Below are 21377 nucleotides of genomic sequence, written 5' to 3'. Positions count from 1 at the left end.
GTAAACAGTGTCAACATTTGTGAGGCAGGACTCATGACAGCGGCTGGTTCGATGTCGAAAGCGACGTACCACCACGGCGATCTGCGGACCGCGCTGGTGCACTCGGCGCTCGCGCTGCTGGAGGAGGAGGGTGCCGCGGCGCTGTCGATGCGCGCCGTCGCCCGCCACGCCGGCGTCACCGCCGCCGCCCCCTACCGGCACTACCAGGACCGGGACGCGCTGATGTCAGCCGTGGCGGCCGTCGGCTATCGCGAGCTGGCTCAGGATCTGGTCGCGGTGAGCCCGTCCCCGTCGACGGCCGACGAGATCGCCGACGTCGCCATCGCCTACGTCCAGTTCGCGCTCCGGCGTCCCGCCCTGTTCCGCGCGATGTTCACCGAGCAAGGCGACGCAACCAGCCCCGAGCGCGCCGAGGCGGTTGCGGCGATTTCCACCTACCTTCGGGCCAATATCGCCCGGGCGTTTCCGGACGCGGATGCCGACGCATTGAGCGACGCCGTCTGGGCGTTGGTGCACGGCCTGGCGTTCCTGTTCCTGGACGGCAAGTTCGACAGTGCGGATTCCGGTGAGCTGAAACGCCGCGTCCGCGCCGCGATCCAGGCGGTCCTGAACCTGGCCGGGTAGTAGGCGGTAGTCGCCTACCGGCTCTCGGCGAACTCCCGAAGTGATTGCACCTGAGCGGGATCCAGTGACGGTCGCACGGTTTCCCGGGCCTTGGCGACGTCGTCCGCGGTGACGGCGGCCGCGTCGATGGACCGGCGCATCGCGGTCAGTGCGGCCTCGCGCAGCAGGGCCACGCAATCAGCGGCGCTGTAGCCGTCGAGGTCGCCGGCCAATTCGCCGAGGTCGACGTCGGGCGCCAGTGGAATGGATTTGCCTGCGGTACGCAGGATTTCGCGACGGGCATCGGCATCGGGCGGCTCGACGAACACCAGCTTCTCCAGCCGGCCCGGGCGCAGCAGCGCGGGGTCGATGAGGTCCGGCCGGTTGGTGGCGCCCACCACCACGACGTTGCGCAGGGGATTGATGCCGTCGAGTTCGGTGAGCAGTGAGGCCACCACGCGATCGGTGACGCCCGAATCGAAGCTCTGCCCGCGCCGCGGCGCCAGCGCGTCCATCTCGTCGAGAAACACCAGCGACGGCGCGGAATCGCGTGCGCGCTGGAACAACTCGCGCACGGCGCGCTCGGAGGAGCCCACCCACTTGTCCATCAGCTCGGCGCCCTTGACGGAGTGCACCGACAACCGGCCGGAGCTGGCCAGGGCACGCACCAGGAATGTCTTGCCGCAGCCGGGCGGGCCGTAGAGCAGCACACCGCGCGGCGGTTCCACGCCGAGCCGCTCGAAGGTGTCCGGATGCTGCAACGGCCACAGCACTGCTTCGGTCAGCGCCTGCTTGGTGGCCACCATGTCGCCGACGTCGTCGAGGGTCACCGACCCGACGGCGACCTCTTCGGTCGCCGACCGCGACAGTGGCCGGATCACCGACAGTGCGCCGGTCAGATCGGCCTGGGTCAACGCCGGCTCGGCGCCGTCGGAGCTGGCGCGGGCAGCGGCTCGCAGCGCGGCTTCCCGCACCAGCGCGGCCAGGTCGGCGACGACGAATCCCGGTGTGCGCTCGGCGATCTCGTCGAGGTTCAGCTCCTTGGCGGGCACCGACCGCAGCAGCACCTCCAGCAGGGCCTTGCGGGTGGCGCCGTCGGGCAGGGTCAGCCCGAGTTCGCGGTCGCAGAGGTCGGGGGCGCGCAGCCGGGCATCCACGCCGTCGGGCACGGCGGACGTCGCGATGAATGCCACACCGCGGCTGGCGACGGCCTTGCGAAGTTCGGTCAGGATCAGCGTGGCCACGGGCTCGGTGACCGCGGGCAGCAGTGCGTCGACGTCGGTGATCAGCAGAACGCCGCCGCCATCGCGGACAGAACTCACCGCAGCGGCGACTGCGGCCAATCGGTCTTCGGCCCGCAAGGCCCCGACCTCCGGACCGTCGAGTTCGACCAGGCGACGCGTGCGGCAGACCGCGCGCACCAGCGTGGCTTTGCCGACGCCCGCGGGCCCGGACACCACCACGCCGAGATTGGCTGTGGCGCCCAGTGTTTCGAGCAACTCGGGCTCGTCGAGAGCGAGCTTGAGCCACTCCGTCAGCCGGGTCACCTGGGCCGACATGCCTTTCAGATCGTCGATCGAAAGGGCTTGGACTTCAACGGTTTCCGCCGGGGAGATCACGGGCTGCGCGGCCGCGGTGACGACGGTTACGTCACCCCAGGAGACCACCGAATTCGGTTGCACGCTGACCGGGCCGGCGGGGTCCACGCCCGTCACGGTGAGCAGCTCCGAGGTCCAGGTGATGCCGACCTGGGTGGCCAGCGCGGAGGTGGCCGCGGACGTCGAGGTGCCCGGACCCAGGTCCCGCGGCAGCAGCGAGACCGTGTCGCCGACCGTCATCACCTTGCCCAGCAACGCCATTCGCAGGGTCGCGGGCGATATCGAGCCACTGGCCAGCCGCGAACCGCTGACGGTCACCGACCGGGCGCCGTACACCGTCGCCGGGGACACCAGGACCGGGGCGTCGGCCCGCACGCCGGCATTGGACAGCGTCACGTCGTCGAGCAGCGCGGTGCCAGGAGGAGTCCCGGTGGCGGCGACGCCGACTACCGCGCAGGTGGCGCGGGTACCGGTCAGCGACACCGCGTCCCACTCGCGGATACCCAGGGCGGCAATCGCTTCGGGGTGCAGCATCACCACGCCGCGACGGGCGTCCAGTGCTGAGGTGTTGAGCCGGGCGGTGAGCTGAAGCTGCGCGCCGGTCGGGTCGGAAGCAGGCTGCAGGGCCTGTGTCATCGCCGCGGACCCGGCCTACGCAACCGGAGCCGGGCCGTGGAGCGGCGGTGCTGGCGGTCGGTGCGCCGCGGCTGCGCACGGCGGATGGCCCGGCGCGCCTGCCGCTGCTCCTTGGGTTTGTCGTCCCACACTTCGGGGTGCTCGCGCAGCCACGCCTTGGTGCGGATGGCGAACGGGATGTGCAGCACGTAAGCCACGATGATCACCAGGATGACGATGTAGCCGTACATGACCGAGGCAGCGACCAGGATCGCGAGCAAGGCCAACAGCGGCAGCACCATGTTCGGCGGGATGGCGAAGGTGTGCACCTTGCGCATCGGCACGGTGCTGACCACCAGCAGCGAGACGCCGATCAGCCAGACGCAGATGAACACCTGACCCCAGTGCGAATCCCACCACGGCCCGGGGAACTGCATCTTGGCCGCCAGCGGACCGATGGCGCCGATCGCGCCGGCCGGGGCAGGCATGCCGGTGAAGAATTCCTTCTCGAACGCCGGGCCCTCCACGTCGAGCATGGCGTTGAACCGTGCCAGCCGCAGCACGATGCACACCGCGTACAGCAGCACCACGATCCACGCCAGCGGCGAGGTGTTGTGCTCCAGCAGGGTGGCGTACACGATGAACGCCGGTGCCACACCGAAGTTCACCGCGTCGGCCAGTGAGTCGATCTCGGCGCCCATCTTGGACGTGGCGTTGAGCATGCGGGCCGCGCGCCCGTCGAGCGCGTCGAGGATCGCAGCACCCGCCAGCAGCGCCATGGCCTCGGTCGGACGGTGATCGAGGGCGTACTTGACCGCCGTCAGACCCAGGCAGATGGCAGCGACGGTCAGGGCGCTGGGGACCAGCTTCCGCAGGCTTACCTGCGGAGTCTTGATCCGCGGTTTCATGCCGGCGACCCGCCGGGCAGTTCCGCCAGCACGGTCTCGCCGCCGACGGCGCGCTGGCCGATCTCGACGCCGATCACCGAACCCTTGGGCAGGTAGGTGTCCAGGCGCGAGCCGAAGCGGATCAGGCCGTACGTCTCACCCAGCGCCAGGTGCGCACCCGGGTGGGTGTTGCACACGATGCGGCGGGCCACCAGTCCGGCGAGCTGCACCGCGACGACGTCGTGGCCGTCGGCGGTGCGCAGCCAGATGCTGTTGCGCTCGTTGTTCTCGCTGGCCTCGGCCTTGTCGGCGGACAGGAACTGGCCCGGCTTGTACTTGACGGTGATGACCTCGCCGGCCACCGGCGCGCGCTGCACGTGCGCGTCGAACACCGACAGGAAGATGCTGATCCGGGGCAGCGGCTCGTCCGACAGGTTCAGCTCGGCGGGCGGCACGGCCTCGTCGATCAGCGTCACCTGACCGTCGGCCGGTGCGACGACGACGCCGGGCCGGCTCGGTGGTGTCCGCGACGGATGCCGGAAGAACCCGGCGCATGCGGCGGCCGCGGTCAGGCCGGCCGCCCGGATCCACGGCTTGCGGGCACCGAGCGCGGCGACGCCGAGGGCACCGCCGACGAACGGCAGGCCGGCCGGGTGGATCGGGGGAACGGTCGAGCGGACCAGATCGACTAAACGAGACAGTTCGGAATCTGGAGTGTCAGCTGGGGGGCGCGCAGGTCTGGCCATCGGGACTCGATTCTACGGTTTAGGGGGGCTCTAACTGAGATCCCAGATGGGCACGGGAGATCCGGCTGCCAATTCGACGACGTCCTCGCCGATGTCCAGCAGGCAGTTTGCCGTCGCCAGCCACCGGAGATGGTGCGACGCCGGCGGGCCGTAGCTGCTCACTTCGTCATCGGTGCCCACGACGCCGCGGCGGAACTGCCGTTTCCCGGCGGGGGACGTCAGCTTCTCGGTGAGGGTCGCTGAGCGGCGCGGCCTTTCGGCCGTCAGCCCCATCGCCGCGCGCAGGGGCGGCCGGATGAACACCTCGAACGACACCAGCGCCGAAACCGGATTACCCGGCAGCGTGATGATCGGGGTGCCATTGACCGTGCCTGCACCCTGCGGCATCCCGGGCTGCATGGCGACCTTCACGAACTCGACATCTCCGGAGAGCGCATCTTTGACCACCTCGTAGGCGCCGGCGCTGACGCCGCCCGTCGTGATGATCAGGTCGACGTCCCTGGCGTGACCGGCCAGGGTTTCCCGGAACAGCGCGACGTCATCGGACGTCGCGGGTGCGGTGGTGACGTCGGCTCCGGCCTCGCGCAGCGCCGCGGCCAGCATGACGGCATTGGACTCGTAGATCTGGCCGGGCTGCAGCGGGGTGCCCGGCGTGACCAGTTCGGTTCCGGTGGACAGCACCAGAACCCGTTGCCGCGGAATCACTTTCAGTTCGGCGAAGCCGAGGGCCGCCGCCAGGCCCAGTGCCGCGGGAGACAGCACCTCACCGGCCGGCAGCACCGTCATCCCGGCGGTGACGTCCTCGCCGGCGCGCCGGATGTGCCGGCCCTCCGAACTGGAGGAGAAGATCGAGACGATGTCCGTCGCCGCGTCGGTGGATTCGACGGGTACCACCGCCGTGGCGCCGGCCGGCAGCATCGCGCCGGTCATGATCCGGTGCGCGGTGCCGGGCGCCAAGGTCAGCAGGTCGGTGCGACCGGCCGGAATATCTTCGGCGACAGGCAGTTTCACCGGGTTCTCGGCAGAGGCCGCGGCCACGTCGACGGCCAGCACGGCATAGCCGTCCATCGCCGAGTTGTCGAAACCGGGCAGGGACAGCGGCGCCACCACATCGTCGGCAAGGGCCAGCCCGAGGGCGTCGGCCAGCGGCACGGTGAGGGCCGGCCGGGCGGTGATCAGGCCGGCGACGACCTGCTGATGTTCCTCGACAGTTCGCATCGGGCTAGATCGCGAAGGTGACGCCGGTGAGTTCCTCGGACACCGTCCACAACCGGCGCTGGATGCCGGCATCGTGCGACTGCGCGCTCGACTGGACCAGCACCGGGTGACCGACCAGCTGCCGAATCCCGGACGGGCCGTAGTACTCACCGCCGCGGGCGGCCGGGTCGACAGCGGCCCGCAACGTGGCCAGGGCGCCGACCTCGGGGCTGTTGGCGACCAGCCCGCTGATCTGGTTGAAGCCGGGCAGGCTGGAGCCGGGGATGTGGCGCATCAGCTCGGTGTTGGAAATGCCGGGATGGGCCGCGACCGAGATGGTTTCGGCGTTGGTGGCCACGAGCCGGCGTTGCAGCTCGTAGGCGAACATCAGGTTGGCCAATTTCGACTGACCGTAGGCGGCGACGCGGTTGTAGCGGCGCTTCTCCCACTGCAGGTCGGTGAAGTCGATCTTGCCGAGGATGCGGTGGGCGATGCTGCCGAGCGTCACCACCCGCGAGCCCGCGACGGGCAACAGGTTCTCGATCAGCAGGCCGGTGAGCGCGAAGGCACCCAGATGGTTGGTGCCGAACTGCAATTCGAAGCCGTCGGCGGTGATCTGCTTGGGCGGGTACATCACGCCGGCGTTGTTGATCAGCAGGTCGATCCGCGGGTAGGCGGCCCGCAGGTCGTCGGCCGCGGCGCGGACCGAGGTCAGCGAACCCAGGTCCAGCTTCTGCACGGTGACGTCGGCGTTCGGGGTGCTCGCCCGGAGCCGGGCGGCTGCCGCGTCGCCCTTGGCGGTGTCGCGCACCGCCATCACCACGCGCGCACCCTGGCCGGCCAATACGCGCGCCGTCTCATAGCCCAACCCGGTGTTGGAGCCGGTGACGATCGCCACCCGCCCCGTCTGGTCCGGCACGTCATTGGCGGTCCACTTGGTGGTCATGGCCGAAGACACTACCGAGCGGACCGCCTGAGTTGCGCGGGAGCGGCGGGCGTTTACTGTCGGCAGCATGGCAATCGGCGGGGTCCTCTTCGACATCGATGGTGTCTTGGTGACCTCGTGGCGTCCGATCGACGGTGCGGCCGAAACTCTGCGGGCGCTGGAGGAGCGTCAGATCGCCCGCTCGTTCCTGACCAACACCACCACCCGGACCCGCCAGCAGATCGCCGAATTGCTCTGTGCCGCAGGCATTGACGTCGCCTCCGACGAGGTCGTCACCGCCGCGGTGCTGACCGCTGACTACGTGCGCGACCGCTACCCGGGTGCCCGATGTTTCCTGGTGAACAACGGCCAGATCGGTGCGGACATGCCCGGCGTCGATCTGGTGTACGCCGCCGACTTCGCTGGACCGCAGCAGCCCGACACGCCCGACGTGGTGCTCCTCGGCGGCGCGGGACCCGACTACACGCATCTGACCCTGAGTTGGGTCTACGACTGGATGGCCCGCGGCGTCCCCGTGGTGGCGATGCACCGCAGCAACGCGTGGAACACCGCCGACGGCCTGCGGGTGGATACCGGGCTCTATCTGGCCGGCCTGGAACAGACCACCGGCTATCAGGGCACCGCCGTCGGCAAGCCCGCACCCGCCGGGTTCCTGGCCGCGGCCGCACGGCTCGGCGTCGAGCCCGAAGAGATGTACATGGTCGGCGACGACCTCAACAATGACGTGCTCGCGGCCCAGGTCGTCGGGATGACCGGCGTGCTGGTGCGCACCGGCAAGTTCCGGCAGGACACGCTGGACCGTTGGGCCGCAGACGAATTCGCGATGCAGCCGAACTACGTGGTCGACTCGGTCGCTGATCTGCCGGAGCTGCTCGGGCTTTAGGGCTTCAGGCCGTCAGCTCGCGCTGCATGTTCCGGAGCGCGGCGATGCGGTCCTGCAGTTGCTCGCGGGTCGCGGCAGCCACCGGCGGGCCGGGGTGCCGGCGCCGCAGCTCGTTGTGAATCCAGCCGTGCGGCTTGCCGGTGCGGTGATGGAACGCCGCCACCAGCAGGTTCAGCTCCTTACGTAGCTCGCGGAGCTGGCCGTGCGTGGTCAGCGGCGGCTGCGGGATGCCCGGGTTGGCGGCGGCCTTGGCGCTGCGTTTCTGCAGCTGCTCGTCCTGGCGCTTGCTCAGCAGGTCACGCATCTGGGTGGGGTCCAGCAGACCGGGGATACCGAGGTAGTCGGCCTCCTCGTCGCTGCCGGCCTCCGTCGCGGTACCGAACGACGAACCGTCGAAGATCACCTGATCCAGCTCGGCGTCCGAGCCGAGCATCTCGAAGCCGTTCTCCAGCTCCGACTTCTCGTCTTCCTTCTTCTGCGCCTGCTCGAGCAGCTCATCGTCGAGCCCGTCGGACACGCGGTGCGGCTTGCCCAGCACGTGGTTGCGCTCGCGCTCCAGCTCGCTGGCGAGCTCGAGCAGGTTGGGCACCGACGGCAGGAAGATGCTGGCCGTCTCACCCTTCTTCCGCAGGCGCACGAACCGGCCGATGGCCTGCGCGAAGAACAGGGGAGTCGACGCGCTCGTGGCGTACACCCCGACCGCCAGCCGGGGCACGTCGACGCCTTCGGACACCATGCGCACCGCGACCAACCAGCGGCTGCTGCTCTCCGAGAATTGCGAGATGCGGGCCGACGCCGTCGGATCGTCCGACAGCACGATGGTCGCTTCCTCGCCGGTGATCGACTGCAGCAACTTGGCGTAGGCGCGGGCGGTGGTCTGGTCGGTGGCGATGATCATGCCGCCGGCGTCCGGGATGTGCCGGCGGAGCTGGCCCAGGCGCTTGTTGGCCGCCGCGATCACCGCGGGCATCCATTCGCCCTCGGGGTTCAGCGCGGTGCGCCAGGCGCGGGCGGTCTGTTCGGCGTTGAGCGGTTCGCCGAGGCGGGCCGAGTGCTCCTCGCCGGCGCTGTCGCGCCAGCGGGCCTCACCCGAGTACGCCATGAACACCACCGGCCGCACCACGCCGTCGGCGAGGGCGTCGGAGTAGCCGTAGGTGTGGTCGGCCACCGACTGCTGGTGTCCGCTGCCGTCGGGCGCGTACTGCACGAACGGGATGGGGCTGTCGTCCGACCGGAACGGGGTCCCGGTCAGGCAGAGACGTCGCGTCGCGTCGTCGTAGGCCTCGCGGATGGCCTCGCCCCAGCTCTTCGCGTCGCCGCCATGGTGGACCTCGTCGAAGATCACCAGCGTCTTGTGATTCTCGGTGCGCACCCGGTGCCTGGTCGGATGGCTGGCCACCTGGGCGTAGGTGACGACGATGCCGTGATAGTCCGAGGACGTGTGCCCGACGGAGTTGCTGAACTTGGGGTCAAGGGACATGCCGACGCGAGCCGCGGCTTCGGCCCACTGGGTCTTGAGGTGCTCGGTCGGGACGACGACCACCACCTGGTCGACGGTGCGCTCCGTCAGCAACTCACCGGCGATCCGCAGGGCGAAGGTCGTCTTGCCTGCACCAGGGGTCGCGACAGCAAGAAAATCCCGCGGCTTGGCGGTCAGATACCGCACCAAAGCCCGACGTTGCCAGCCCCGTAAAGCCTGGGTGCTGGGCGCTGCATATGCCCGCACCCGAAGACTCCTCCTTGGTCGAAGGGCAGTTTAGGGCAACGGGTTTGGCGGATGCACATTTGTCCGGCGTGTCCCGGCGCGCCCCTGGGTGGTGTCGCCGCGCGAGGTCGTGATCAGCCGTGTCACCGCGTCGCAGACGATCGCCTTGCGCTGGGCATGGTCGTCGACGCCGATCACGGCCAGCAAGGTGGGGCTGAGGTTGTGCCACATCGACGCGATGGTGAGGACGAGCGTGAAGAGCACCGGCGCGGGAAGCTCACTGGTGAGCTTGCCGTCGGCCTGGGCGGCGGCGATCGACGCAATCTGCTCGTGCATCGTCTCGCCGGGAAAGCCCGAGCTGGAATCGTCGGCTCTCTCGAGCCGGTGCCAGGCGATCAGCCGGCCGACCTCGGGCTGGCTGGCATAGACGTCGATCAGATGGGCCGCGTAGCCGGGCAGGTCGTCGGCCACGACCGGGCTGTCGGCGAAGAACCTCTGCGTCATCGTCGCCCACACGGCGTCGAACAGCTGATCTTTGCTGCCGAAGTAGTGATAAATCTGTGCCTTGTTCGCGCCCGCGTTGGCGGCGATGCGATCGACGCGCGCTCCGGCAATGCCGTACTCGGCGAATTCGGCAGTTGCCGCGCAGATGAGCCGCGCTCGAGTGGCGTCGGAATCTCGCGGGTGCCCCATTTGCGAGATCTTAGCGACCCCGGCCAGTTTGCTAACTAACCGGATAGTTGACAGCGCCGTGAGGTCTGCCTAACGTTCCGAATCGGGTGGGATGTGGGTCACAGGAGGTGGTGTGGTCGCCGAGCCCTTTCCGCAACGGTCGGCCACGCTGACGCCGGAACTCGTCGGTCGCGGTGAACAACTTTCGAGGTTGATGTCCGCGATCAGCGACACCCCGCGCGGACACACGGTGGTGGTGTCCGGCGCTGCCGGGTCCGGCAAATCCGCGCTGCTCGAGGTGGCCTGCCGGCATGCCCGGTCCGTTGGTTTTCGGGTGCTGTCGATCGCCGGCACCCCGGGCGAATCGACTACCCCGTTCGCCGGTGTGCACCAACTCGTCCACGCGCTCGGCTGTTGGGGTGGTGAGGCCCACCAGTACCAGCGGGTCATCGAAACCGCCCTGCAGTCGCCGAGCGGGGAGCAACTCCACACCGTGCGGGTCGCCATGGCCCTGCTCGGGCTGCTCGACGCCGTCGAGAAGCGGCAATCGGTCCTGGTCTGCATCGACGACGGGCAGTGGCTCGACGAACCGTCGCGCACCGCGATGATGTTCGCCGCCCGCCGCAGCGCAGGCCGGTTGTTGACCGTCGTGCTGGCGATCCCGGCCACGGCCGGAAAGGTGCTCAGCGGTGACGGCCGCTCTGTCGAGATCGAATTGCGGCCGCTGGAGCGCGACGATGCTGCCGCGCTGCTCGAGCGGCAGCCGTACGTGCCGCGCGGACTGCGGCGAGAGCAGATCCTGACCGCGGCCGCGGGTAACCCGGCAGCCGTGATCGCCTTCGCCGAGACGGCCGCGGCCGATGTGCTCACGGCGGGGCCGGCCGCCGAACCGTTGGCGCTGCCCGCACCCAGCCTCGGCATCTTCAGTCGCCGTCTCGCGCGGTTACCCGCGCCGACCCGCGCCGCGCTGCTCGTGCTCGCGTCGGCCTCCGAACAAGATCTGCGGCACCTGATGCCCGCGGCGCTCGCGGATGCGCACACCCTCGCGCCGGCCGAGGTCGCCGGGATCATCCGGGTGGAATCGAGCCGGGTGCAGTTCCTGGACCCGCTGATGCGGTCGGCGGCCTATCACCGGGCACCGTCGGCGGCGCGCTCGGCGGCGCATCTTCGCCTGGCCGAGGCCCTGGTGGCGCTACCGCACCGGCAGGTATGGCATCGCGCGCAAGCGGCACTCACACCCGACGACGCGCTGGCCGCGCAGTTGGCCGACACCTGCGACGAGGTGCTGCGCCGGGACGGCTATCTGGCGGCCGCGACCGTCATGCACCGCGCGGCGATGCTGACCAGCGATGTCGGCGAGCACGCCCGGCGTCTGGTGCGGGCGGCGCCCCTGGCGCGCAACGCCGGCGATCCCAACTGGTCCGCGGAGCTGAGCCGGCGCGCCCTCAACGGTGTCGACGACCTCATATCTCAGGTACGCGCCCATACGGAGTTGGGGTCGGCGCGCTGCTGGGACGCCAACAATCAGCAGGTGCTGGACATGTTGCTCAAGGCGGCCGGCCTGGCTGTCGATATCGCCCCCGCGGTCGCCTGGGAGTCGCTTCGGGTCGCCGCGACGGTCACTTTCATCGCCGACGATGCCGCGGGGCGGTGTGGCGTCGCACGCCTGCTGAGGCAGCTGGAGGACGCCGAGCCGCCGGTCTCGGTGTCTGCGCGCGCCGACAGCGTCTGGATCCGAACCGCCACCGACCCGCACCTGGCACATCTGCAGTTGCCGGACATCATCGGGCTGGCCGGTCAGGTCGGCGACTCCGTCGGGCTCACCGCAGTCGGCGCCTCGGCCTGGCTGGCCGGGGAACCGGACCTGGCGGTGCGCTGCCTGCGCGGCGCGCACACCGGTGCGCTGGCGCCGCGCTTCGGCGGGTTGGCCTCAACGGCGCTGTCCTGGGCTTTCGTCGACTCGGGCCGTTGGGACGAGGCCGTCGAATCGGCGGCCTCGATGAGCTCTTCGGCGGCGGTCGCCGATGTGCCCGTGGTGGCCCGGATCGCGGACCTGGTGATCGCCACGGTGGCTGCCCGGCGCGGGCAGGCCGCCACCAGCCGTGCGCGCCTGAAGTCGGCCACCGAGTTGGCCGACTTCCGGGACCGGCCCGTGCTGGCGGCCTGGATGCACCATGTCGCGGGTTCGATCGCGCTGGCCGAGAACCAGAACACCACCGCCTACGCCGAATTGTCGGAGCTGTTCGACGAATCCGGATTGCCGCTGCACACCAGCGCGTCGTATCTGGCGCTGGCGGATTACGCGGAGGCCGCCGTGTTGACCGGGCGAATCGATCAGGCCCGCGTACAACTGACCCGGATTCTGCGGCATCTGCCCAGATCGGTGTCACCGCGGTTGACCCAGCTGGTCGCTCATGCGGACGCCGTACTCAATCCAGACACCGCGGGTGCACGCTATGCCGAGGCGCTGTCCGATCCGGCCGGCAGCCGTTGGCCTTTCGAGCGGGCGCGGCTGCGCATCAGTTATGCCGGATGGCTGCGCAGGCACCGCCGGCGCCGGGACTGCCAGCATCAGCTGGCCGCGGCGCTGACCGTCATGCAGGATCTCGGCGCGGCGCCGTGGGTCGAGCTGTGCGCCCGTGAACTGCGGGCGGCCGGAGTGCGTCCGCGTTCGTCATCGGTGCAGACCGGCGCGCTGAGCTCGCAGGAACACAACGTGGTCTACCTCGTCAGCGAGGGGTACACCAATCCACAGATCGCGGCCATCTTGAACCTGTCGGTGCGAACCGTGTCCAACCATCTGTATCGCTCGTTTCCCAAGCTCGGCGTCACCAGCCGTCATCAGATTCATGACGTGGCGCGCCCTGCGACCTGGACGACGGATCTTTCCGCGCTGATCTGAGAACCGCCGGTGGCCCCAAATGGAAAGGCGGGGGCGACGGAGAAGCCGCCGCCGCCGACTGGCCTTACGCGTCAGGCCGCGCTGTGCGACTTCGACTTGGTCTTCGAGTCGGTGTGCGAGCCCTTGGCACTACCGCCCTTGGCGCCCGAGTCAGATCCGGACGCCGAGCCCGAGGTCGAACCTGCGCCCGCACCCGAACCCGAGTCGGAGCCCGACTTGCCCTGATGGCCCTTGCGACCGGGCGTGGTCGTCTTGGTGCCATCGCTGCCCGACGCCGAGCCCGAGCTGCTGTTGCTGCCGGCGTTGGAGCTGCCGGAGCTGGAGTTGGAGGTCGAGCTGCCGGAGCCGGAACCGGTCTTGGTGTCACCGGCGGAGGTGCCGGACTTGGTGCCGCTGTCGGTGGCCGAGCCGGTCGAGGTGCCGGTCTTGGTGCCGCTGTCGGTGGCCGAGCCGGTGGACGTGCCCTCGCTCGACGTTCCGGTGGTCGAACCGGTGGCATCGGTGGTCGAACCGCCGGCTTTGGTGGTGCCCTCGGTCGTCGTACCGGTGGACTCGCTCGTCGAGCCGGCGGTCTTGGTCTTGTCGGTGCTCGTCGGGTCCGCCGTCACGGCCTTCGTCGTCGCGGCGGTGCTCAGCGTCACCGTCGCGGCCGTGGTGGACGGCACCGAAGCCACATCGGAGACGGCCTTGGTGGTGGTCGTCGTCGCGGCGGTCGCAGCCGGTGTCTTGGCGGGGGTGATGTCGTTGAGGATCGACTTCACGACCGCGACGATGGCCTGCACCGTGCCGGCGATCGTGGTGCCGCCGGGGACGGTTGCCCCGCCGCCGAACAGGCCGCCGCCATAGATGTTGAAGCCGGGGATGTTGAGTCCCAGCAGCGCCCCCAGGTTGGGTCCGTAGCCGCCGTTGAGCAGGCCGTCGATGACAGTGGCCGGCGCCTGGATGACGGCGGTCGCCAGCTTGCCGAGGTCGCCGGCCTTCACCGCGTTGATGACGTTCTGGGCCGCGGTGCCCATCGCGCCCAGGGTGCTGGCGACCGGTCCGATGAGGCCGACGCCGAGCTCGAGCATGATGTTCGGCAGATCGTTGGCGATGTTGATCACGCTCTGCAGCGGCTGCGAAATCAGGTTGCCCAGTGCTTTCGGCAGGGGCCCGATCGGGTTGATCGCGGCGAAGATGGGGAGCACGATCGCCAGCTGGAGGTTGTTCAGCGCGCCCTCGATGTTGGCTTTGCCGAGGTCGCCGACGGCGGCCCCGAGGTAGCCGGGCACCTGCGTGGTCAGCGCGGTGACCACGGCCTTGCCGCTCTCTCCGAGGGCGTTGACCAGACCGGTCATGGTGCCGACCTGGTTGGTCAGAATCTGGCGCAGGATGGGGAACAGTCCCATGTCCAGGTAGGACTTGACGTCAGCCTGCAGATTGCCTGCGGCGGTTTTCAGAACCTGGCCGTACAGGTCGAACGGACTGCTGGTGAGGTTGACGGCGGCCGTTGACATTGCGTGACTGATCGAGGGCATCGACGGCATGTGGGCCAGCGGTTGGATCGGAGTGACTGCGATGGCTCCTGCCGTCAGCAGTGTGGCTCCGGAAAGGACGGACGATCGAACGGCGGCGTGCAAGATGGTTTCCTCTCATTCGCTGCAGCCGGTCCATGGCGCAGCGTGTACCTGACTAAACCGTCGGTTCGATCACGGATCGAGCAAAAATTGACGGCAACGCACATCATGGGATGTTTGTGTTACTGGCCGGTAGAGACAAATGACTCAATGTGCACAGCAGCGGTGCAGGAAGACGCAGAAAACGACCGCGCACGCGAGCGTGCGCGGTCGGGGGGCAGCGGTGTTACTCGACGAAGAAGTTGTCGTGCTGGATGAACCACTCGCGGCGTTCGTCGTCGGTCATCTCGGCGAGCTGGCCGAATCCTTCGAAGTACGCCTCCCGCGGGGCTCCCGGAGCGAACAGCATCAGCACTGATGCGGGCTCGTCGGCCTCATTGCGGAAGCCGTGGACGCCGCCTGGCGGGACGTAGAGAAAGTCGTTGGTGCCGGCCTGCACCCAGTCCGTGCCGTCGTACAGCGTCATGGTGCCGGACAACACGAAGAAGGCCTCGGACATGGCACGGTGGAAATGCGGTCCCGGGCCGCCGCCACGCGGGGCGATGTCGACGCGGTACAGGCCGTAGTCGCCCGCGGTCTTCTTCTGGTTCGCCAGGTAGTGGTACTGGATCACGCCGTGGGAGTCGTAGTCGGCCGGCTCGTCACCGCGCCGCAGCGTGGCACTGACTTCTGGCTGATCGGATGTGTACCGGGCCGGGGGATAAGACGGTACTACCAACGACATGATCGACTCCTGGTGGCCTTCGGGCATCGGCTCCTCGACTCTCACCATAGGGCGGGCCGCCGTTCACATGGTTCGCGGCGAACTCACAGGCTCCGGACACTCGTTGTTCAGAGTCCCGGCCTAGCGTCCGTGCCGTGATAACCAGACGCGCTTTCCTGGCTGCTGGGGCCGCTGCCGCCGGTTCGCTGGCATTGGCTGCGCGGGCGTCCGCCGCACTGGATCCGGCCGCGGTCGCGGGCCAGTACGCGCGCCGGGTGCCGACCCAGTGGGGAATGGCACTGCCCGGGATCGTCACGTCGTTCCCGCCGAACGGTCGGCAGATCGCCCTGACCTTCGATGCCTGCCGCGGTGGCGTCGACGAGGCACTGCTCGACACACTGCAGCGCAACAACGTGCCGGCGGTGCTGTTCCTGAACTCCCGGTGGGTCGACCAGCACCCTGACCGGGCGGCGCAGCTCTCGGCAAATCCGCTCTTCGAGATCGGTAATCACGGCACCCGGCACGTGCCGTTGTCGGTGAGCGGCCGTGCCGCCTACGGCATCGCGGGCACGCGGTCGGCTGCCGAGGTCGTCGACGAGGTGTGGGGCAACCAGATGAAGCTCACCGCACTGACCGGGAAGGCGCCCACCTGGTTCCGTCCGGGCACGGCCCACTACGACGACGTGGCCGTGCAGATCGTGCATGACCTCGGGCTCCAGCCGCTCGGCTTCAGCGTCAACGGCGATTGTGGCGCGACGCTGCCCGCTGCTCGGGTGCGCGCGAATGTGGTTGGTGCGCAACCTGGTTCCGTCGTCATCTCCCACATGAACCGCCCGGGCTCGGGTACCGCGGCCGGCTACGCCGGGGCCATCGCCGATATGCGGGCGGCTGGGTGGGAGTTCGTGCGGCCCGCCTAGCATCGGTGCGGTGGAGAAGTTTGACGAGGGCATGCGGGCCGCGCGGCTTCTGGATGCTCAGGACAAGGCGGCGGAACTGTTCGTCGCGATCGAAGAACGTGGGCTGATCCGGCCCGGCGTCGGCGAGCGTCAGGTGACCGACGAGATCCGTGATCTCGCGGCCGAAATCCTCGGCGTCACCCGGCACTGGCACAAGCGGATCGTGCATGGCGGCGAGAACACGCTCGCGACGGCGCGGGAGAACCCGCCCGACCGGGTGATCGCCGACGACGACATCGTGTTCGTCGACCTCGGCCCGCTCTTCGAGGAATGGGAAGCCGACTTCGGCCGTACCTTCGTGCTCGGTGACGATCCGCGAAAGTTGGCCTTGCGCAATGATCTACCGAAAGTGTGGGAGGCGGCGCGGGCGCACTTCGAGTCGACTCCGGATATCACCGGCGCGCAGTTGTTCGACCACGTCGTCGGGTTGAGTCGAGCTGCCGGCTGGGAATTCGGTGGCGCGATCGCCGGACACCTCGTGGGGGAGTTTCCGCACGAGAAGATCCGTGGCCACGAGATCGACTCCTATGTCGCACCCGGCTCGGACCTACCGATGCGGCGGATGGATTCCCAAGGGCGGCAGTGCCATTGGATTCTGGAAGTGCATCTCGTCGAGCCCGGTCGGCGATTCGGCGGGTTCCAGGAGGAGTTGTTGGACCTGCGGAGGGGTGGGGCGCCGATTGGCSCCACACCGCATTCGGCATCTGTGGCTAGATCAGGATTCCGGTGCCGCCGGCCGGATTGCCGGTGCCTCCGGTACCGCTGGCGCCGGTGCTGCCCGTAGCACCGTCGCTGCCGTCGTGGGTGCCGTGGCCGCCGTTGGCGCCGCCCGAACCGCCCGCGCCCCCGGCACCGCCGGCAGGACCGTTGCCACCGGCGCCGGTGCCCGCACCGGTGCCGCCGTTACCGCCGTTGCCGCTGGCGCCACCAGTGCCGCCGGCACCGGCGTTGCCGCCGTTGCCCCACTGGGTCACGTTGTCGTTGTAGCCCTTGCCGCCGTCACCACCGGTGCCGCCGGAACCACCGACGCCACCGTTGCCGCCGGCACCACCGACGTTGTCGCCGGAGGTTCCGCCGTTGCCGCCGACGCCCGCTGCGCCGCCGTGGCCACCGACACCGCCCGTGGAACCGGCATTGCCGTTGATGAACGGAGTGCCGTTCGCGCCGGTCTGGCCGTCGCCACCGGTGCCACCATTGCCGCCGATGCCACCGGTACCGCCGGCACCGTCGAGGCCGTTCGCAGAGAATCCGCCGGCACCACCGGTGCCACCGGCACCGCCTGCGCCGCCGGTGCCACCGAAGCCACCGCCGCCGCTGATACCGGCCGCGTTGTTGGACCCGAATGCCGGGAGTCCACCGACGCCGCCGGACCCACCGGTGCCGCCGGTGCCGCCGGCACCGCCTCCGCCGCCGACGCCCGAGACGGTTCCGCCGGCGCCGCCGACGCCACCGTTACCGCCTGCGCCGGCGTTGCTGCCGGACAAGCCGGTGGCACCCAGCGAGGCCCCGATGGTTCCGTTGGCGCCGTTACCACCGGTACCGCCCGCGCCGCCGGCGCCGCCGTTCCCGGTCAGGCCACCCGAGCCGCCGGCGCCGCCGTCTCCACCGCGGCCGGCGGTGCCCAGGATGGTGAGGGCGTCGAAGCCGTTGCCGCCCCGACCGCCGTCACCTCCGTTACCGCCAACGCCGTTGGCGGCCTGGTTGGCGCCGGCGCCGTTGAAGCCGCCTGCCCCGGCGCTACCGGCGGTGCCACCGGTACCGCCCGTGCCGCCGTTGCGCTGGATCGATGAAATCCCGTCCGAGCCCGCACCGCCGGTGCCGCCGTTTCCGGCGTTGCCGCCCTTGCCGCCGTTGCCGACGGTGCCATGAGCTGCCGCGCCGCCCTTGCCGCCGCCGCCGCCGTTGCCGCCCGCACCACCGGAACCACCGGTGAAGCCGCCGAGGACGCCCGAACCGCCGCTACCGCCGTTGCCGGCATTGCCGCCGGTCCCGCCGCTGCCGCCGTTACCGGCGTTGGTGCCACCGGCGCCACCGGTGCCGCCCGCACCACCGTGTCCGCCGTTGGGACCGTTTTCGCCAAGTGCGGCAAGGCCATTGGCGCCCTTACCGCCGGTGCCGCCGGAACCACCGTTACCGCCGTTGCCGTCGGTGCCGCCGGAACCACCGTTACCGCCGGCGCCGCCGTTGCCCGCGACGCCGATCGCGGTGATGGTGTCGAAGCCGTTGCCACCCTTGCCGCCGTTGCCGCCGTTGCCACCTGCGCCGTTGGCGGCCTGGTTGACGCCCGCGCCGTTGAAGCCGCCGGCACCTGCGTTACCGGCATTGCCGCCGTCACCGCCCTTGCCGCCGTCGGGGATCAGCGACGAACTGCCGTCGGAGCCATTGCCGCCGTTGCTGCCGTTACCGGCCGCTCCGCCCTTGCCGCCGTTGCCGACGGTGCCGTGCGCCGCGGCGCCACCCTTGCCGCCGGCGCCGCCGTTACCGCCGTTGCCGCCCTTGCCGCCGCCGCCGAGAGCGCCGCCGCCGAGGACACCGGATCCGCCGCTGCCGCCATTACCGGCCGCTCCACCGGTCCCGCCGCTGCCGCCGTTGCCGGCCTGGGTGCCACCCGCGCCACCGGTGCCGCCGGCACCACCATGGCCACCGTTCGGGCCGTTCTGGCCCAGCGCGGCAAGGCCATCGGCGCCGCTACCGCCGATGCCGCCCGCGCCGCCGTTACCACCGTTGCCGTTGGATCCGCCGGAACCACCGTTACCGCCGGCGCCACCGTTGCCTGCAACGCCGATCGCGGTGATCGTGTTGAACCCGTTACCGCCCTTGCCGCCGCTGCCGCCGTTGCCGCCCGCGCCACTGGCGGCCTGGTTGAGGCCCGCGCCGTTGAAGCCGCCGGCGCCCGAGGTGCCCGCGTTGCCGCCGTTACCGCCCTTGCCGCCATCGGGGATCAGCGACGAGCTGCCGTCCGAGCCGTTGCCGCCATTGCCGCCGGTCCCGGCCGCGCCGCCCTGGCCGCCGGCCCCGACGGTGCCGTGTGCTGCGGCGCCGCCCTTGCCGCCGCCACCACCGTTACCGCCGCTGCCGCCGTTACCGCCGCCGCCGAGGGCTCCGCCGCCGAGGACACCGGAACCACCGGAACCACCGTTGCCGGCGCCACCGCCGGCGCCGCCCGTGCCGCCGTTGCCGGAGTTGGTGCCACCGGCGCCACCGGTGCCGCCGGCGCCACCGTGTCCGCCGTTGGGACCGTTTTCGCCAAGTGCGGCAAGACCATTGGCGCCGTTACCGCCGGTGCCACCAGCGCCGCCGCTGCCGCCGTTGCCCGCGGTTCCACCCGAGCCGCCGTTACCGCCGGCGCCGCCGTTGCCTGCGACGCCGATCGCGGTGATGGTGTCGAAGCCGTTGCCGCCCTTGCCGCCGTTGCCACCGGTAGCGCTGGCGTTACCGGTCGCGGCCTGCTTCTTGCCGCTGCCGTTGAAGCCGCCGGCGCCCGCGGTGCCGGCATTGCCGCCGTCACCGCCCTTGCCGCCGTCCGGGATCAACGAGGAGCTGCCGTCGGAGCCGTTGCCGCCGTTGCCGGCGTATCCGGCAGCGCCACCGGTGCCACCGGCGCCGACCGTGCCGATGAACCCGACCTTCTTGCCGCCCTTGCCGCCGACGCCGCCGTTACCGCCGTTGCCGCCGTTGCCGCCGCCGCCGAGGGCTCCGCCGCCGAGGACACCCGAGCCGCCGTGACCGCCGTTGCCGGCCTTGCCGCCGGCGCCGCCCTTGCCGCCGATGCCGAAGATGTGGCCGCCGTTGCCACCGATGCCGCCGTTGCCGCCGGTCTGGCCGTTGCCACCGTTCTGGCCCAGCGCGGCAAGGCCATCGGCGCCATTGGCACCGTTGCCGCCCGCGCCGCCCTTGCCGCCGTTGCCGATACCGCCGGCGTTGCCACCGTTACCACCGGCAGTCGGGGTGAAGATGCCGAAACCCGAGTAGCCGTTGCCGCCCGAGCCGCCGTTGCCGAAGCCGCGGGCGTTGCCGCCGTTGCCGCCGGTCACGCCGGGAAGGCCACTCGAGTAGCCCTTACCTCCGTCACCGAACCACAGGCCGCCGTTGCCACCGTTGGGGTTGATCACGTTGCCGTTGGCGCCGTTGCCGATCAGGTACTGGCCGGCCAACAGGTTGATCCCGGTGTCGACCACCCAGCCGATGGGGCTGTTGATCCAGCTCTGCACGCCGAAGTGCACGTTCCCATAGATCCAGTTGGCGACCAGCACAGTCGGGTCGACGAACGTGGGCAGAACGATGGTGGGGACGGCGAGCGGGCCGACAGCTGCCAGAGGAGCGGGCGCGGCCAAGGGGTTGACGGCGCCCAGGGGAGTGGGCTTGGCCAACGGGTTGGTGGCCGGTGGGGCCGTGGCGGCCGCAGAGGCCGGGGCGGCCGGGTGCATTCGCTTGTTGGCGCCGCCGTACTCGACTTGGCGGCGCACCCAGGCCATCACGGCCCAGACGCCGGGCATCTGGTCAGGGTTGGTCGGTGTGTGGGGGACCAGCATGGCGCCCAGGTTGACCGCGGACAGCAGGCTGCTGATCGGGTTGAACGCCTTGGTCGTCGGGGCGGTGATGACCGCCCCGGTTCCCGGTGCGGACGGGGCTGACGGGCTGCTCGGACCGGTCGGGGTCGTGGCGCCGGTCGGGTTGGTCGTGGTGTTCGGTGTCGTCGGCTTGGTGCCCGATTCGGTGGCTTTGTGCCCGCCGGTTGGGCCGTCGGTGACCACACCGGCCGTCGACCGCGGACCCCGCGCGGGGCGGGTACCCGGGGTGCCCGTGTTGGAGCTGCCGGTCGTGGCGCTCGAGGTGTCGCCTGCGGTGCTGGCGTGTTTTGGCTTGGTGCCCGGAGCAGGCTTTACCTTGGGACCCTTCGCCAGGTCGCTGAGAGCTTTTCTGGCATCGTCCGCGTACTGGCGCATGCGGTCCTGCGCCTGCTGGCGTGGGGTTCGCGGGGTGTCGGTCGTGCTGCCGGTGCTGCCGGTGCCGCCGGAGGCCGGCGTCTCACCGGGCTGGGGCTTGGGCTTGGTCGGCGGCTTGGGCTTTGTCGGGCTCTTGGTCTTGCCGTCCGTGGCCTTGGAGGGGCTCGAGTTGCCAGACTTGGCGCCGCTGTCGCCGCTCGAGCTCTCGGTGTTGACGAGCCTGATGTCCGCGGTCACCGACTGCATCGTCGGCGAATCGGGACCCAGCAGCAGCATCACACCCGCGCTGGCGAAAGCCGCACTCGTCAATCCCGCAGCCGCGAGCGGCCCGGCCGCACTCCACCAGCTGTTCGTGCCCACTGCCCTGTGCTTGCCCACGATCCTCCTCGCGCGTCGGGTGTG

The 21377-nt window shown here is 70.2% G+C and carries 14 protein-coding genes and 1 pseudogene; 5 read left to right on the top strand and 10 right to left on the bottom strand.

Annotation, left to right across the window (positions count from 1 at the left end; all coding sequences use genetic code 11):
- Positions 1-33: 33 nt before the first annotated feature.
- Entirely contained in the window at positions 34-624 is a 591-nt protein-coding gene (locus tag AC1U2B_RS16750; RefSeq protein ID WP_480217609.1) for a TetR/AcrR family transcriptional regulator, read from the top strand.
- A 14-nt stretch (positions 625-638) separates the two neighbouring features.
- Here the strand turns inward: AC1U2B_RS16750 and AC1U2B_RS16745 are convergent, their stop codons facing one another.
- From AC1U2B_RS16745 to AC1U2B_RS16725, 5 genes are read right to left on the bottom strand one after another with little or no spacing between them, the layout of a single operon-like run.
- Entirely contained in the window at positions 639-2837 is a 2199-nt protein-coding gene (locus tag AC1U2B_RS16745) for an AAA family ATPase (RefSeq protein ID WP_480217608.1), read from the bottom strand.
- Entirely contained in the window at positions 2834-3724 is an 891-nt protein-coding gene (gene pssA / locus AC1U2B_RS16740) for a CDP-diacylglycerol--serine O-phosphatidyltransferase (protein WP_043401210.1), read from the bottom strand. Before pssA ends, AC1U2B_RS16745 begins: the two co-directional genes overlap by 4 nt.
- Positions 3721-4449, bottom strand: a complete 729-nt coding sequence (locus tag AC1U2B_RS16735) for a phosphatidylserine decarboxylase (RefSeq protein ID WP_480217607.1) — start codon at positions 4447-4449, stop codon at positions 3721-3723. The genes pssA and AC1U2B_RS16735 overlap by 4 nt, the downstream gene beginning before the upstream one ends.
- 30 nt (positions 4450-4479) lie before the next feature.
- Positions 4480-5667 (bottom strand): molybdopterin molybdotransferase MoeA, encoded by a 1188-nt coding sequence (gene moeA / locus AC1U2B_RS16730; RefSeq protein ID WP_480217606.1) that lies wholly within the window; start codon positions 5665-5667, stop codon positions 4480-4482.
- 4 nt (positions 5668-5671) lie between these two features.
- Complete coding sequence (locus tag AC1U2B_RS16725; protein WP_043401219.1) at positions 5672-6592, bottom strand: SDR family NAD(P)-dependent oxidoreductase; 921 nt, start codon at positions 6590-6592, stop codon at positions 5672-5674.
- Between the two features lie 67 nt (positions 6593-6659).
- On the opposite strand from AC1U2B_RS16725, the gene AC1U2B_RS16720 reads away from it, so the two are divergent.
- Positions 6660-7475, top strand: coding sequence for an HAD-IIA family hydrolase (locus AC1U2B_RS16720; protein ID WP_260936834.1), 816 nt, complete (start codon positions 6660-6662; stop codon positions 7473-7475).
- A 4-nt stretch (positions 7476-7479) separates the two neighbouring features.
- Here the strand turns inward: AC1U2B_RS16720 and AC1U2B_RS16715 are convergent, their stop codons facing one another.
- Together AC1U2B_RS16715 and AC1U2B_RS16710 are read right to left on the bottom strand one after the other, a co-directional pair.
- Positions 7480-9201, bottom strand: coding sequence for a DEAD/DEAH box helicase (locus AC1U2B_RS16715; RefSeq protein ID WP_480217605.1), 1722 nt, complete (start codon positions 9199-9201; stop codon positions 7480-7482).
- 30 nt (positions 9202-9231) lie between these two features.
- Positions 9232-9873: a TetR/AcrR family transcriptional regulator gene (locus AC1U2B_RS16710; protein ID WP_480217604.1), complete on the bottom strand. Its 642-nt coding sequence runs from the start codon at positions 9871-9873 to the stop codon at positions 9232-9234.
- A 91-nt stretch (positions 9874-9964) separates the two neighbouring features.
- On the opposite strand from AC1U2B_RS16710, the gene AC1U2B_RS16705 reads away from it, so the two are divergent.
- Positions 9965-12754, top strand: a complete 2790-nt coding sequence (locus tag AC1U2B_RS16705; protein WP_480217603.1) for a helix-turn-helix transcriptional regulator — start codon at positions 9965-9967, stop codon at positions 12752-12754.
- 71 nt (positions 12755-12825) lie between these two features.
- Here AC1U2B_RS16705 and AC1U2B_RS16700 read toward each other — a convergent pair whose 3' ends face one another.
- Positions 12826-14250, bottom strand: a complete 1425-nt coding sequence (locus AC1U2B_RS16700; protein WP_480217602.1) for a hypothetical protein — start codon at positions 14248-14250, stop codon at positions 12826-12828.
- Positions 14251-14596: 346 nt separating this feature from the next.
- Positions 14597-15094: a cupin domain-containing protein gene (locus AC1U2B_RS16695; RefSeq protein WP_480217601.1), complete on the bottom strand. Its 498-nt coding sequence runs from the start codon at positions 15092-15094 to the stop codon at positions 14597-14599.
- A gap of 134 nt (positions 15095-15228) precedes the next feature.
- Between AC1U2B_RS16695 and AC1U2B_RS16690 the strand changes: the two genes are divergently transcribed.
- The gene (locus AC1U2B_RS16690) at positions 15229-15990 is read left to right on the top strand and encodes a polysaccharide deacetylase family protein (RefSeq protein ID WP_480217600.1); all 762 of its coding nucleotides are present in this window, start codon (positions 15229-15231) and stop codon (positions 15988-15990) included.
- Positions 15991-16021: 31 nt separating this feature from the next.
- Positions 16022-16690: pseudogene (locus AC1U2B_RS16685) on the top strand (M24 family metallopeptidase); the annotation flags it as partial.
- 49 nt (positions 16691-16739) lie between these two features.
- Here AC1U2B_RS16685 and AC1U2B_RS16680 read toward each other — a convergent pair.
- A complete protein-coding gene (locus AC1U2B_RS16680) occupies positions 16740-21353 on the bottom strand; it encodes a PGRS repeat-containing protein (RefSeq protein WP_480217599.1) in 4614 nt (1537 codons plus the stop codon).
- Positions 21354-21377: the final 24 nt, after the last annotated feature.

It is taken from the genome of Mycolicibacterium sp. P4_G11 (genome assembly GCF_056555145.1).
The sequence above is the reverse complement of the archived record's forward strand: the minus strand, read 5'-3'. Positions and strand labels throughout refer to the sequence as shown.